This window comes from Paractinoplanes pyxinae (assembly GCF_026626335.1).
In the GTDB taxonomy this organism is placed as follows: Bacteria; Actinomycetota; Actinomycetes; order Mycobacteriales; family Micromonosporaceae; genus Actinoplanes; species Actinoplanes pyxinae.
The window spans coordinates 158,654-172,869 of the sequence record NZ_JAPNTZ010000006.1 but is presented as its reverse complement, the minus strand read 5'-3'; the positions used below and the strand labels follow the sequence as shown (position 1 = coordinate 172,869).

Sequence of the window (14,216 nt, the reverse complement as noted above, 5' to 3'; positions counted from 1 at the left end):
CGGCCGAATGCTGATTTGTCCGTCGGATGTCCCCGATGCATCGACAATTCGCCCGATCAGGGTCAGTCGAGCGCTCGCGCGATCTCGTCGGACGTCAGCGCGCGGCCCCGGAACGTCGTGGTGCCGGCGTCGAGAAGTTCGCGGGCAGCGTCCCGCAGGGCTCCGTAGGCGGCCCAGGCCAGGGCGCCGCCGGTGGAGACCCGGCGCACGCCGAGGGTGGCCAGTTCGGCCACGGGTGGGGTGTCGGCCGTGGCCAGGACGTTGACCGGGCAGGCAACCTCGGTGACGACGCGGCCGATGTCGTCCGGGGTGTGCAGGCCGGGGGCGTAGACGACGTCGGCGCCGGCGGCCCGGTAGGCGCGCAGACGCTCGATGGTGTCGTCCAGATCGTCGTACCCGTAAAGGTGGTTTTCGGCTCGGGCGGTCAGCACGATGTTGTGGCGGGCGCAGGCCTCGGCGGCCGCGGCCACGCGTTCGATTCCTGATTCCAGGGATTCGATGCGGGCGGTGGCGGGGTCGTAGTCCTCGATGGAGAGGCCGGCCGCGCCCGCCTCGGCCAGCAGGTCGATCGTCTCGGCGATGCCGTCGGGGGCGTCGGCGAAGCAGCGTTCGGCGTCGACGTTGAGCGGGACGGTGACGGCGGCGGTCACGGCGGCCACGTGGGCGACCAGCTCGGCCCGGGTGACCTGCTGGTCGCGTTTGCCCAGGCTCGCGGCCAGGCCGGACGACGTAGTGGCCAGGGCCTGGAACCCCAGTGATTCGAGCACGCGGGCCGAGCCGACGTCCCACGGGTTAGGCAGCAGGAAGGTTCCGCTCTCGTGCAGCGCGTGGAAGCGATCTCTCATGGCCAGAAGCGTAACCGATGGGTTACGCTTTTGGGGTGGACGACGTCGTGGCGGCCCTCGCCGATCCGGTTCGGCGGCAGATTCTCGAGGTGTTGCGCGGCGGGCCGCTGCCGGCGCGGGTGATCGCCGGGCGTTTCCCGATCAGCCGGCCCGCGGTCAGCCGGCACCTGCGGGTGCTGCGCGAGTGCGGGCTGGTCAGCGACAAGGCCGAGGGGCGTGAGCGGGTCTATCGGCTCGATCCAGCTCCGCTGGCCGAGGTCAAACGCTGGCTGGCCGGTTTTCCTGACTCTGCCGCCGAGGTGTGGGGCCGGCGGCTCGACGCGCTCGAAACCGAGGTCTACCGGACACGCCGCGAAAAGAGAGCAGCACCCGAGCCCGACGAAAGAGCAGCACCCCAGCGAGAGGAGAGGACGGCATGACGAACCCACCCACCGGCCGGCTCGAGGGCAACGACCTGATCCTGACCCGCACGTTCCGGGCCGGCATCGACGACGTCTGGGCCAGCGTCACCGAGTCGAGCCGCACCGCGCGGTGGTTCGGGCAGTGGACCGGCGAGGCGGGGCCCGGCCGCACCATCAAGGTCCAGATGGCGTACGAGGAAACGAACCCCTGGATGGAGGCGCGGATCGACGTCTGTGAGCCCCCGCACCGGCTGGCTCTTTCTACCGTCGACGAGGCCGGCGCCTGGCACATGGAACTGCTGCTCACCGAGGCCGGCGGCGTCACCGAGCTGCGCTTCGTGCACCACCTGACCAGCACCGAGGGTGTGGGCGAGGTCGGGCCCGGCTGGGAGTACTACCTCGACAACCTGGTCGCCGCCCGCGCGGGTGAGCCGCTGCCCGACTTCAACGACTACTACCCGTCGATGAAGGCGTACTTCGAGTCCCTGCGCGAGTCCTGACGCCGCGCCCTAGGATGGCCGTCATGACCAGTGACAAGACGGCTGACCAGCTGCGCCAGGAACTCAAGGACGTCGAGGAGGAGCTGGCCGAGATGCGCCGGGTGGCCGGCGACGTCACTGCCCGTCGCGGGCAGGACAGCGACACCTCGATCGGACTGCAGGAGCCGGAAGAGATCGCCACCGAGCTGACCGGCCTGGCCGAGACCGAAGCGGTGATCGACACCCTCGAGCAGCGCCGCGAGCGCATCGAGGCGCAGATCAAAGAACTGAGCTGACGGGCGTAATCAAAGAGGGAACGCCGGGCAGGGCGGCCGGGGCATAGGGGCAATACGACCTTAAAGTGACCTTAAAGATCAACATGGATGGGGTGGATCGGCGGGCGGCTTCCCAAGATGGGGCCCATGCGTCGCCAACGAAAGTTCATCCTGTCCGCCGTGGTCGCGGCGGTGGTCGGGGTCACCACCTGGGTTGCCCTGCCGGCTTCGGCCGCCGCGCCGACCGCCTCGCTGCGCACCGTCTCCGACTGGGGCTCGGGCTGGCAGAGCGAGGTGACGATCAAGAACACCGGCGCCGCCGCGATGTCGTCCTGGAAGGTCGAGTTCGATCTGCCGGCGGGCGGCGCGATCGGCAGCTACTGGGACGCCGACCTGGTCACCTCGGGCAACCACCGCACCTTCACCAACCGGGGCTGGAACGGCAGTGTCCCGGTCGGCGGCAGCGTGACCTTCGGCTTCGTGGGCTCGGGCGGCAAGCCGGCCGGCTGCAAGCTCAACGGCGTGGCCTGCGAGGGCGGCGCGACGACGGCCCCGACGACGACGGCGCCCACTGTCGCGCCGACCACGGCTCCGACCACAGAGGCGCCGACGACCGCGCCGACCACAAAGGCGCCGACGACCGCGCCGACGACGAAGGCGCCGACGACCGCGCCGACGACGAAGGCGCCAGACGCCCCCCAACCTGTGCCGCCGGCGGGCAGCACGCTCCCGGTCGCGGTCAAGAACGAGACCGGGCGGACCGACAACGTCTTCCTGTACGTGCTCGGCACCAACCTGACGACCGGCAAGCTCGGCTACGTCAACGCGGCCGGCGCCTTCACCCCGTGGACCGGCGGCGCGCCCGTCCCGGCGCCGGCCCCGGACGTCTCCATCGCCGGCCCGGGCAACGGCGCGACCACCACGCTGAAGCTGCCCAAGAACCTCTCGGGCCGCCTCTACATGTCGTTCGGCCAGAAGCTGGACTTCCGGCTCACCACCGACGGCCTGGTGCAGCCGGCCCCGTGGGCGGGCGGCGACCCCAACCGCGACATCCTGTTCGACTGGAGCGAGTTCACGCTCAACGACTCCGGCCTGTGGCTGAACAGCTCGCAGGTGGACATGTTCGCGGTGCCGCACGTGGTCAGCGTGACCGGTGGTGACGGGCGCACCTCGAAGACCGGTGAGGTCAAGGCGGGCGGCCGGCAGCGGGTCATCAACACGGTCAAGGCGTCGCCCGACTTCGCCAAGAGCGTGATCACCCGGGGCGACGGCACCGTGCTGCGCGTGCTGGCGCCGGGCAAGGCGGCCGACGCGGGGCTCATGAGCCCGACCTACCTGGACTCGTACATCACGGGTGCCTGGAACGCGTACACGGGAAAGAATTTGACTGTTGTTCCGTTCACCGACCGGCCGGACACCAAGTTCGTGGGTCGCACGTCGGGCAACGTCATGAACTTCACCGACAGCACGGGTAAGACGGTCGCCTCCTTCACCAAGCCGTCCACGGCGAACGTGTGGGGCTGCGACGGTGCCCTCGGCGCGCCGAACGACCTGGTGGTCGGGCCGATCGCCCGGACGCTGTGCGCGGCGCTGACCCGGACGACCCTGGGCCGGCTCGACACCCAGCCCAGCGGCACGGCGGCCGACTTCTATCAGGGCAACCCGAGCAACCTGTACGCCAAGGTCATCCACGACAACATGCTGGACGGGAAGGCGTACGCGTTCGCCTTCGACGACGTGCAGAACCAGGAGTCGCTGGTGCACAGCGGCGACCCGCGCCAGGCGGGGATCACGCTCTCGGCCTTCTGAGGTCGTCAAAGACGGAAGCGCCGGCGCCGCAGCGGGAGGGGACCGCAGCGGTGGCCGGCGCTTCTTTTTACGACAGGTACGTCGTGAGCCAGTCGACCGTCTCGCGCAGGTAGTCCGCCCGCGAGGTGCGGTGCAGCAGTTCGTGGCCCTCGCCCGGGAAAAGCAGGTAGCGGTGCGGAACCCCGCGCGCCGAGAGGGCGGCCACCACCTGCTCGGCCTCGATCACCGGTACGTTGCTGTCGTTCTCGCCGTGGACGATCATCAGCGGCGTCCGCAGCCGGTCGATGCGGGTGATCGGCGACAGGTCGGCCAGCAGCTCGCGGTCGGCCACCGGGTCGCCGTACTTCGAGACGGCGGCGGCCGCGATCCACGGCTCGGTGTGCTCGTAGAACGTGGCGAAGTTGCTCATGCCGCACACGTCGATGCCCACCGCGAACAGGTCGGGGAAGGTCGTCAGTGCGGCCAGGGTCAGATAACCGCCGTACGAGCGGCCCATGATCCCCATCGTGGAGGCGACGCCCGACTCACTGAGATAGCGCGCGCAGGAACGCACGTCCTCGATCGCGGCGTAGCGCAGCCCGAGGTTGTCGGCGTTGACGAAGCTGCGCCCGAAGCCCGACGACCCCCGCACGTTGGGCGCGAAGACGGCGATGCCCCGGTCGGTCAGTGACTGGAAGAGCGGGCCGTGCCCCGGCCGCTCTTGCGCCTCGGGCCCGCCGTGGAACCACAGCACCGTCGGGTGTGGCCCCTCGCCGGCCGGGCGGAACAGCCAGCCGGTCACCGTCAGCCCGTCGTGCGCGGCGAACGTCTCGAGCGTGGGCCGTACGGCGTTCGGGGCCGCCGGCTCGGCCGAGACCGCCTCGATCCCGCCGGCCGTCGACACCCACACGCCGTGCGGCTGGCCCGGCCCCTCGGCCGTGAAGGCCAGCGTGGACCCGTCGAAGCACCAGGCCGGCCCGCTGATCACCGAGCCCGGCAGCGGGCTGAGCGAACGCCGTCCGCCCGAGTCGAGGTCGAGCAGGGAGAGCTCGGACAGCCCGCCCCGCACGTTCCACAACACCGCGGCCGTACGCCCGTCGGCGGTGATCGTGAACGTCTCGACCTCATCGGTCTCGGACGCCGCCAGCACCTCCACGCCGCCCTTGGCCACCCGGATGAGCACCGGCAGCTCGCCCGACTCGCTGCGGGCGTACACCGTCTCGCCGTCCGGCCCGAAGACCGCCTGCTCGCCCGCCGTGACGAACTCGTCGACGCCGGTCAGCAGGTCGCGCACCACGATGTGCCGGTCGCCGCGTGGCCCGATCCGCAGCAGTGCCCGGTCGCGGCCCGGTGCGACGTCGAGCAGCGAGATCAGCTCGCCCCGGGCCACCACCGAGCGCTCGCCCGAGACCGGGTCGACCAGCAGGGCCGTGTTCAGGTTCTCGGTGAAGGCCAGCAGCGACCGGCCCGGCAGCCAGCGCATGTTGTCGGCCGTGCCGTCGCCGAAGCCGGCGATCTGGTGCAGCTCGGAACCGTCCGGCCGCACCAGCCAGATCTCGTGCCGGGGGGCGCCGCCCGGGGCCACCAGGCAGGCCAGCCAGCCGCCGCCGGTCGACCACTGCACGCCCGCGACCGGGGCCTCGCCCGTGTCGACCAGGAACGTCAGCTCGCTGCCGACCGGCTGCACCCAGATCTGCGGGCGGCCGCTGCGGTCGGAGACGTACGCGGCGTGCCGGCCGTCCGGCGACAGGGCCGGCGACCAGCTTCCGGAGACCTCGGAGGGGAAGGAGCCCGTCTCGCGATTCGTCCAGCCCATCGGCAGCACGGTGACGTCGACACGGTTGAACTGACCGGTCATACGGGTCCTCCCTCGATGACTAGATTCCCTTGTCCTGCAACCACATCTCCAGCAGGGCGAGCTGCCACAGCTGGTTCGCGCCGAGCGTCGTGCGCGGCGTGTTCGGATCGGCCAGCAGCCGATCCACGTACTCGGGCCGGAACAGCTGCCGCTCGCGCGCGGCCGGCGCGGAGAGCGCGTCCCGCACCTTCTCGAGCATCGCGCCTTCGAGGTGCCGGATGCCAGGAACCGGGAAGTAACCCTTGGTCCGGTCGATCACCTCGTCGGGCACGACGCCGCGGGCCGCCTGCTTGAGCACCCCCTTGCCGCCCTGCGCGAGTTTCAGAGCGGGCGGGCAGGCCGCGGCCAGTTCCACCAACTCGTGATCGAGGAACGGTACGCGAGCCTCCAGGCCCCACGCCATAGTCATGTTGTCGACCCGTTTGACCGGATCGTCGACCAGCATCACCTGCGAGTCGAGACGCAACGCCGCGTCGACCGCGGTCTCGGCGCCGGGCCGGCCGAAGCTGGCCGCCACGAACTCCCGGCTGACGTCTTTGTCGACCAGCCACTCGGGGCTGAGCTGCCGGGCCAGGTCGCCGTGCGGGCGGTCGAAGAATTCCTTCGCGTACGCGTCGACGGCCTGGTCGTACGGGACGTGCTCGAGGGGCGGATACCAGCTGTAGCCGGCCAGGATCTCGTCCGCGCCCTGTCCCGACTGTACGACCTTGACCGACTTCGAGACGTCCTCACTGAGCAGATTGAAGGCGATGCAGTCGTGCGACACCATCGGCTCGCTCATCGCCGCCACGGTGCGGTCGACTGCGGGCAGGAAGCGGTCTTTCCCGATCCGGATCTGATGATGCACCGTGTCGAACTGTTTCGCGACGATGTCCGAGTACGCGAACTCGTCCCCGGTCTCGCCGCCGGCCGCCTCGAAGCCGATGCTGAACGTGGTCAGCCCGCGCTGGCCCTGCTCGGCCAGCAGCGCCACGATGTAGCTCGAGTCGATGCCGCCCGAGAGCAGCACGCCGACCGGCACGTCGGCCACCATCCGCCGCTCGACCGCGATCTTCAGCTTCTCGTGGATCAGCTCGGGCCACTCGGCGTCGGCGATCCCGGTCCGGCGCGTATGGTCGGCCTCCCAGTAGACGTGGTCGGTCGAGGTGCCGTCGGTGCGGATGATCCGTACGGTGGCCGGCGGCAGCTTGCGGACGCCGTTGACGATCGTGCGCGGCGCCGGCACCACCGAGTGGAACGTCATGTAGTGCTGCAGGGCCACCTTGTCGATCGAATTGTCGACGTCGCCCGCCGCGAGCAGGGCCGGCAGTGTCGACGCGAAGCGCACCCGGCCGCGGGACTCGGCCAGATAGAGCGGCTTGATGCCGAGCCGGTCGCGGGCCAGCATCACCGTGCCGCTGTCGTGCTCGACGATGGCGAAGGCGAACATGCCGAGGAAGTGCTTGACGCAGTCGGCGCCCCAGCGGTGGTACGCCTTGATGATGACCTCGGTGTCCGACGTGGAGAAGAACTTGTAGCCGTGCCCCTGAAGCTCTTCGCGCAGCTGCTTGTAGTTGTAGATGCAGCCGTTGAAGACCAGGGAGAGGCCCAGGTCGTCGTCGGTCATGGGCTGGCCGCCGGCCTCGGAGAGGTCGATGATCTTCAGGCGGCGGTGGCCGAACGCGACCGGGCCGCGGGCCCACAGGCCCTCGCCGTCCGGACCGCGCGATTCCAGGCACGGCAGCATCCGGCGGACCGCCTCGGTGTCCGCGAGGTGACCGTCGTACCGCAGTTCGCCAGCGATTCCGCACATGATTTACCGAACCTCCCTGTCGTCGGTTTCGATGAGATCACCGGGCCGTAACGGCCCGGTCACCCCAGCAACCAGGTGTCCTTGGAGCCGCCTCCCCGCGAGGAGTTCACGATCATCGAGCCGGCCGGGGCGACCCGGGTCAGCGCGGCCGGGGCGACCACCGATTCCGTGCCGGTGAAGACGAAGGCGCGCAGGTCGACGTGCCGGGGCGCGAGCTGGTGGCCGTCGAAGACCGGGTGGGTCGAGAGGTTCACGACCTCCTGGGCGACCCACCGGTGCGGGGCGGTGCGGATCTGCCGCCGTACGGCCGCCAGGTCTTCCGGCGTCGCGTGGGGGCCGATAACGATGCGGTCGCCGCCGTAGCCGTCGACCGGCTTGCAGACCAGCTCGTCCAGCCGGTCCAGCACCTCGGCCCGCTGCTCCGGAATGCCGCACAGGTACGTCTTCACGTCGGCCAGCAGCGGCTTCTCGCCCAGGTAGTACTCGATCAACTGCGGCACGTACGCGTACACCGCCTTGTCGTCGCCGATGCCGTTGCCGAGCGCGTTGGCCAGCACCACGGTGTCCGCGTGCAGGGCGGTGACCAGGCTCGGGCCGAGCGGCATGCCGTCGGCGCCGGGGGAGTGGACCAGGCTGTCCTCGCCCATCCGCAGATAGATCACGTCGACCGGGTAGCGCTTGCCGTCGCGGATCCGGAACACCCGGGTGTCGTCGACGAACAGCTCGGTGCTGCGGACGACGGGCACGCCCATCTCCTCGGCCAGCATCCGGTGCTCGAACCAGGCCGAGTCGTCCGGGCCCTGGCTGAGCACCACGATCTTCGGGTCGTCGCCGGCCGCCGGGCGGGCCGCCTCGGTCAGGGCCCGGCGCAGCAGCTCGGGGGTGCGCTCGACGGAGATCAGGCCGTCCGGTTCGGGCAGCTCGGGCAGGACGCTCCGGGTGAGGCGGCGGTTCTGCATGGCGTACGCGATGCCGGAGGGCACCCGCAGGTTGTCCTCGAGCACACACCATTTGCCGTCGGCGTCGCGCACCAGGTCGACCCCGGCCACCTGGGCCCGGACGCCCTCGTGGGTGATCAGGGCGCCGCTGGGCCGCAGCTCGGGCGAGCCGTCGAGCACCCACTCGGGCACGATGCCGTCCCGGACGACGTTGCGGTCGCCGTACACGTCCTGGATGAACACGTCGAGGGCCTTCACCCGCTGCACCAGCCCGACCCGCAGCGCCGCCCAGTCGGCCGCGGGCACGATGCGCGGCACCAGGTCGAACGGGAAGAGCCGGGTGGCGGCCTCGCCGGCCACGCTGAAGGTGATGCCCCGCGCCCGCTGCTCGTCGTCCTTGGCGTCCTCCCGCCGGCGCAGACCGGCCGAGCCCAGGGCCGTCAGGACATTGGTGATTCCCGCGTACGCCGGGTCGACCTCACCACCGGGGAAGGCCTCATCACCGGCGGCGGCGTACGGGATCAGCCCGGCCGGCACGCTCTGCCCCTCGGGCCCGATGCCGGTCGCGCCGCCGCGGGTGTCCGCCACGAGCAGGTCGACCACGTCCGAGATGCGGCCGCGGCGGGCCAATGCCCGGCGCTGACGGGCGGCCGAGCTGCCCCGGCTGAGCGCCCGCACCGACAGGTCGAACACCTGCTCCCAGTCGCCCAGCTCCTCCAGTTGGGGGCGCAGGTCACCGACCAGCTGCTCGACGGCGACGGCGGCCGGCACCGGCTGCGACGAGCGCGGCAGGTCGAGCAGTTCGCCTTCCAGGCCGGAGCGGGCGGCGCGCCACATGGCCGCCCGGTGCAGCGGCGGCCGGGTCGGGGTGAAGGGCCGCTCGGCGCGGTAGTCCTGTTGGGCGCGCAGCACCAAGCCGCGGAACAGGCCGGCGATCAGCACGACGGTGTCGACGTCGGGGCTGGAGTCGGTGACACGGAGCTCCACCGTCGGCACATGGGCCGATGGGCGTACGTCGAAATAGACCATCTTCGGGTCGGTGATCGTGCCCGAGGCGATCAGGTCGGCCACGAGCTCGTCGAATTCGGCCGCGCTGTTCAGCGGGCCCGGGTCGCCCGCGGTCGGCCAGCGCAGCCAGACCAGCGAGCGCACGCTGGCATAGCCCGAATCCTCACCCATCCAGTACGGCGAACTGGTGCTCAGCGAAAGCAGGGTCGGCAGCGCGGAGGCGACCCGCTGGGTCACGGCCACCGCCTCGTCCCGGTCGGGCACGCCGACGTGCACCTGAGCGCCGCAGATCAACTGCTCGCGGGCCAGCATCTGGTAGTCGTCGAGCATCCGCCGGTAGCGCGAGGTGGGCGTCACGGGGAGTGATTCCAGGTCGACCAGCGGGACCGTGCCCGCGGCGACCAGGCCCAGCCCGAGCGACTCGGCGACGGTGATCGCGGTGCGCCGGCGCTCCACGATGGCGTCGCGCAGACCGTCCAGCGTCAGGGCCACCGGAGTGTTCGTCTCGACCACCGACCGGTGCAGCTCGGCCGAGAAGTGGGCCGGGTCGAGCTGGTCCAGGATCTCTTGCGCGCGCGGCACGAGTTCGCGGGTGACCAGGTCGACGACGTGCAGTTCCTCCTCGACGCCGAGGTCGAGCCCGTTGGCCGCCGCGTGCTGTTCTGGCGTGACGCTCAGGGACTCCGTCATTCCGACCGCCTCTCATCTGGCCCTCGTCGGAGCCTTCCCATCACATGTGCCGAATCTGTTCCGTGCCCGTTTCACATCCGTGCCATGCATGACTGTGACGACACAGCGGCCGGTTGCCGTGGCTGGTGCGCACACGCTGTAACCTCGGGCCGGACTCTCTCCAGGAGGTTGTTTGATGAGCAATGTCGTCGTGGTGACCGGATCCGCCGGTTTGATCGGCTCCGAGTCGGTGAGGCACTTCGCCGGCCTCGGCATGGACGTCGTCGGCATCGACAACGACATGCGCAGCTACTTCTTCGGCAAGGACGGCTCCACCCGGTGGAACCTGGACCGGCTGACCAAAGAGGTCGGCGACCGGTACACCCACCACGAGATCGACATCCGCGACCGGGACGGGCTGGCCAAGCTGTTCGCCCAGCTCGGCAAGAACATCGGCCTGGTCATCCACGCCGCGGCCCAGCCCTCGCACGACTGGGCGGCCAAGGAGCCCTTCACCGACTTCGACGTCAACGCGGTCGGCACGCTCAACATGCTGGAGGCGGCGCGCGCTCATGCGCCGAGCGCGCCGTTCATCTTCACCTCGACCAACAAGGTGTACGGCGACACCCCCAACCGCCTGCCGCTGATCGAGCAGGAGACGCGCTACGAGCTGCCGCCGGACCACCAGTGGTATCAGGGCATCGACGAGGAGATGTCGATCGACCAGACGCTGCACTCGGTGTTCGGCGCGTCCAAGGTGGCGGCGGACGTGCTGGTCCAGGAGTACGGCCGGTACTTCGACATGCCGACGGCGGTGTTTCGCGGCGGCACGCTCACCGGCCCGGGTCACTCCGCAGCCGAACTGCACGGCTTCCTGGCGTACGTGATGAGGTGCGTCATGGAGCAGCGGATGTACCACATCTACGGCTACAAGGGAAAAATGGTGCGGGACGCCATCCACTCCCACGACCTAGTGTCGGCGTTCGAGGCGTTCCACCGCGCGCCCCGCGTGGCCGAGGTCTACAACATGGGCGGCGGCCGCTTCTCCAACTGCAGCCACATCGAGGCGTTCAAGATCGCTGAGGAGATCACCGGTCTCGAGGCCCGCACCGACTACGTCGACCAGGCCCGCACCGGCGACCACCAGTGGTGGATCAGCAGCACGGCCCGCTTCGAGCAGCACTACCCGGACTGGAAGCTGACCTACGACGTCCCGGCCATCCTGCGCGAGATGTACGAGGCCAACCAGGACGTCTGGAAGGTCTCCTAAGGCGCTCAGCCCTTCAATCGCGCGGCCAGCTGCTCGACGCCCGGGCCGGTCAGGTCGGGCAGCGCGGCGCTCCGGCCGGTGGCGGCCATGCCCAGGGCCTCCATCCGGCCGGTGACCAGCGCCCCCGAGCCGCCGGACCAGTCGGTGTCGGTGGCGGTCAGGCGCAGGCCGGTGAGGCGGCCGGGCGGAACCAGGGCGGGCGCCGCGCCGGGGGAGCAGAGGTAGTCGAGCAGCAGACGCCAGTGCTCGACCGGCACGTCGGCGGCCAGGCCCAGCGGGCGGGCGATGTCACGCAGGTGCACGCACGTCTCGGCGAACGGGCCCATCGGCCCGACCCGGGGCGGATCCACCTGGTCACCGGCGTGCGCGCGGAGCAGGGCGATCAGCTCGGCGCGCGGTCGCCGGGCCAGCTTGCGGGTGAAATGGTCGACCGTGCGGTCGGTGTCGCCCCGGAACCGGATCGAGGCCAGGAAGAACTGCCCGAACCCGACCAGCATGGGCTGCACGAAGTGGGCGGCGAGGTGGCGTACGGTCCACCCGCGGCACAGCGTCGCCGCTTCCCACCGCGCGTCGTCCAGGCCGTCGAGCACGTCGGCGATCATCAGGCGGTTCCGGCGGGTCAGCTCGTAGATCACTGGTCGCCCCCGGCCCGCCGCCGCACGTCCCGGTTGAGGCTCCGCAGCACCTTGACGGCCGTGGCGATCTCGTCGTCGGTGCACTCGGCGGCCATCGCTTCGAGGCGTCCCAGCTCGTCGGCGCGGATCCGCTTGAACTTCGCCGTTCCGGCCGCGGTCAGCCCGACCAGCACCGAGCGGCGGTGCGCCGGATTCTCCCGGATCTCGACCAGCCCGAGCGCACCGAGGTCATTGACGTGCCGCTGAATCCCCTGCCGGGCCAGATCGAGCCGCTCGCCGATGGCCGGCACGGTGGCCGGCCCGTGCTCGGCCAGAATCTCCAGTACGGCTCGCATGCCCACGGTCAGCCCGTCGGCCGCCAGGTCCGCCTCGACGACCCGGGCCGAGTTGAGCACGAGCGGCCGCACGTTCCGCAGCACTTCGTAGAGCTGGGTTCCTCGCGACATGACAACAATGATGTCATGTTGTGAGGAGTTCCGCGAGGGTCGTGGCCGGGTGACCGGTGAGCTCGGGGATGGCAGTGCTCACGGCTTCCAGTTCACCGTTGGCGATCGCGGTGTAGGTGCTCACCCACGCCTCGACCTGCCAGTCCGGTGCGCCGTAGGACGAACGCGACGCGTACGCCTCGGGCAAGGTCTCGTTGTGGTAGCCGACCGGCCGCCCGGTGGCCGCGCTGATCGTGGCGGCCACCTCGGCCAGGGTCAGCGCCGCCGGTCCGGTCAGGTCATACGTACGCCCGGAATGCGCAACCGGATCACGCAGCACCGCCACCGCCGCGTCAGCGATACCGTCCTGCGCGACGACGGCCGCCCGGCCATCGCCCGCCGGACCGCGGATGATCCCGTCCTCGCCCACCATGAGCGGCAGGAAATCGGCATACAGGTTGTCCCGCAGAAACGTGAAGGCCAGCCCACTCCGGCGAATGTGCTCCTCGGTGGCCCAGTGATCCCGCGCGAGAGTGAAGGACGCGTCCGGTGCCGCCCCCACGAACGACGTGTACACCAGCTGCCGAACGCCGGCCCGCACAGCCGCGTCCACAAAGCTGCGGTGCTCCGCCACCCGTTCCGGCGTCTCGGCCGCCGACACCATGAAGACGGTCTCGGCCCCCTCCAGCCCCCGACGCACCGCCTCACCGTCCCGATACTCAGCAACGGCCACCTCGGCGCCATCGGTGTGAGGCGCCCGCGCCGCATCCCGCACCAGCAGCCGCTTGGCCCCGTCCAGCTTCCGAGCCACCCGCCCACCGAGGCGCCCGCTGGCTCCCGTGATCACGATCAAACCCATTTCCCCTTTGTACGCCGCCCGGCCACCCGCCACGGCCGGGCTCGGTTGTTCGGGTTGCCTTTGTGCGTTGCCCGGCCACCTGCCACTGCGGCTCGGTTGTTCGTGCGACCGGCCGCAGCCAGTGCTGCCGTGTCGGCGGCCGAATTGGTCGGTCGTTCGGGCGGATCTTGCGCTCGGTCGGCCGATAAAGCCCTGTTCCCGCCTCGCCACCCTCTGACATCCGATTTGTTGGACTTGACCGTTATGGGACGGTTATTGACATACTCGCCGCTGAAAGCGGTAATGGGTTCGAACGAGGGAACGAGATGAGCGCTTTGCTCCGGCGTGGAACGGGAACGCGGCTGGCCGCCGTCGCGATGGTGGTTCTGGTGGGTGGGCTCACCGGCCTGTCGGCGGCCCTGACCCCGGCGGTGGCCGCGCCCAAGTCGACGATCCCCGGCAACGGCACGTACATGGTGAACAAGGACTTCCAGGCCGGCGTCTACCGGTCCGTCGGCAACAGCTCTTGCTACTGGCAGCGGGGGTCCGACGCCACCGGCTCGACGGCCAGCATCATCGCCAACGACATCGGCGACGGCCAGCGGCTCGTCTACGTCAAGCCGACCGACAAGGTCTTCAAGACCAGCAGCTGCAAGACCTTCGCCAAGGTGACCCCGGCCGCCCTAGCCGTGAAGAGCACCAAGACCACGATCCCCGGCAACGGCGTCTACTTCGTCGGCTCCGACTTCGCTCCCGGCACCTACCGCTCGACCGGCAACAAGGGATTCTGCTACTGGGAACGTTCCCGCTCAGCCGACGGCGCCTCCAGCAGCATCATCGCCAACGAGATCGCCCAGGGCCAGCTGGTAGTCACGATCACCCCCGGCGGCGTCTTCAAGACGAGCAGCTGCACCACCTGGACAAAGATCGCCTAGGACCGGCCCGACGATCACGCTGACCCGCGGCCACTGACGGCTCTCGCTCCCATGCGATCG

General features: G+C 70.2%; 13 protein-coding genes. 6 read left to right on the top strand and 7 right to left on the bottom strand.

The window, feature by feature from the left end; translation table 11 throughout:
- Positions 1-62: 62 nt before the first annotated feature.
- Complete coding sequence (locus OWR29_RS17970; protein WP_267564048.1) at positions 63-845, bottom strand: isocitrate lyase/PEP mutase family protein; 783 nt, start codon at positions 843-845, stop codon at positions 63-65.
- A gap of 35 nt (positions 846-880) precedes the next feature.
- Here OWR29_RS17970 and OWR29_RS17965 point away from each other — a divergent pair, with 35 nt between their 5' ends.
- The 4 genes from OWR29_RS17965 to OWR29_RS17950 all read left to right on the top strand — a co-directional run bounded on the left by OWR29_RS17965 (position 881) and on the right by OWR29_RS17950 (position 3,809).
- The gene (locus OWR29_RS17965; protein ID WP_267564047.1) at positions 881-1,264 is read left to right on the top strand and encodes an ArsR/SmtB family transcription factor; all 384 of its coding nucleotides are present in this window, start codon (positions 881-883) and stop codon (positions 1,262-1,264) included.
- Positions 1,261-1,746 carry an SRPBCC family protein gene (locus tag OWR29_RS17960; protein WP_267564046.1) on the top strand — a complete coding sequence of 162 codons (486 nt, stop codon included), beginning with the start codon at positions 1,261-1,263 and terminating at the stop codon, positions 1,744-1,746. Before OWR29_RS17965 ends, OWR29_RS17960 begins: the two co-directional genes overlap by 4 nt.
- A gap of 23 nt (positions 1,747-1,769) precedes the next feature.
- The gene (locus OWR29_RS17955; RefSeq protein ID WP_267564045.1) at positions 1,770-2,021 is read left to right on the top strand and encodes a hypothetical protein; all 252 of its coding nucleotides are present in this window, start codon (positions 1,770-1,772) and stop codon (positions 2,019-2,021) included.
- Positions 2,022-2,147: 126 nt separating this feature from the next.
- Positions 2,148-3,809, top strand: coding sequence for a beta-1,3-glucanase family protein (locus OWR29_RS17950; RefSeq protein ID WP_267564044.1), 1,662 nt, complete (start codon positions 2,148-2,150; stop codon positions 3,807-3,809).
- A 67-nt stretch (positions 3,810-3,876) separates the two neighbouring features.
- Here OWR29_RS17950 and OWR29_RS17945 read toward each other — a convergent pair whose 3' ends face one another.
- The 3 genes from OWR29_RS17945 to OWR29_RS17935 are packed head-to-tail and all read right to left on the bottom strand — an operon-like array spanning position 3,877 to position 10,074.
- Complete coding sequence (locus OWR29_RS17945) at positions 3,877-5,646, bottom strand: alpha/beta hydrolase family protein (RefSeq protein WP_267564043.1); 1,770 nt, start codon at positions 5,644-5,646, stop codon at positions 3,877-3,879.
- A gap of 19 nt (positions 5,647-5,665) precedes the next feature.
- A complete protein-coding gene (locus OWR29_RS17940; protein WP_267564042.1) occupies positions 5,666-7,438 on the bottom strand; it encodes an N-acetylglutaminylglutamine amidotransferase in 1,773 nt (590 codons plus the stop codon).
- 59 nt (positions 7,439-7,497) lie between these two features.
- Positions 7,498-10,074: a carboxylate--amine ligase/circularly permuted type 2 ATP-grasp protein gene (locus OWR29_RS17935; protein ID WP_267564041.1), complete on the bottom strand. Its 2,577-nt coding sequence runs from the start codon at positions 10,072-10,074 to the stop codon at positions 7,498-7,500.
- A gap of 175 nt (positions 10,075-10,249) precedes the next feature.
- Between OWR29_RS17935 and OWR29_RS17930 the strand changes: the two genes are divergently transcribed.
- On the top strand, positions 10,250-11,323 hold the full coding sequence (locus OWR29_RS17930; protein WP_267564040.1) for an NAD-dependent epimerase/dehydratase family protein: 1,074 nt from the start codon (positions 10,250-10,252) through the stop codon (positions 11,321-11,323).
- 5 nt (positions 11,324-11,328) lie between these two features.
- Here OWR29_RS17930 and OWR29_RS17925 read toward each other — a convergent pair whose 3' ends face one another.
- From OWR29_RS17925 to OWR29_RS17915, 3 genes are read right to left on the bottom strand one after another with little or no spacing between them, the layout of a single operon-like run.
- Positions 11,329-11,958 carry a maleylpyruvate isomerase family mycothiol-dependent enzyme gene (locus tag OWR29_RS17925; RefSeq protein ID WP_267564039.1) on the bottom strand — a complete coding sequence of 210 codons (630 nt, stop codon included), beginning with the start codon at positions 11,956-11,958 and terminating at the stop codon, positions 11,329-11,331.
- Entirely contained in the window at positions 11,955-12,404 is a 450-nt protein-coding gene (locus tag OWR29_RS17920; protein WP_267564038.1) for a MarR family winged helix-turn-helix transcriptional regulator, read from the bottom strand. Before OWR29_RS17920 ends, OWR29_RS17925 begins: the two co-directional genes overlap by 4 nt.
- A 13-nt stretch (positions 12,405-12,417) precedes the next feature.
- Complete coding sequence (locus OWR29_RS17915; RefSeq protein ID WP_267564037.1) at positions 12,418-13,242, bottom strand: SDR family oxidoreductase; 825 nt, start codon at positions 13,240-13,242, stop codon at positions 12,418-12,420.
- A gap of 305 nt (positions 13,243-13,547) precedes the next feature.
- Here OWR29_RS17915 and OWR29_RS17910 point away from each other — a divergent pair, with 305 nt between their 5' ends.
- Complete coding sequence (locus OWR29_RS17910) at positions 13,548-14,156, top strand: Rv1352/Rv1906c domain-containing protein (RefSeq protein WP_267564036.1); 609 nt, start codon at positions 13,548-13,550, stop codon at positions 14,154-14,156.
- The last annotated feature ends 60 nt before the right edge of the window (positions 14,157-14,216 follow it).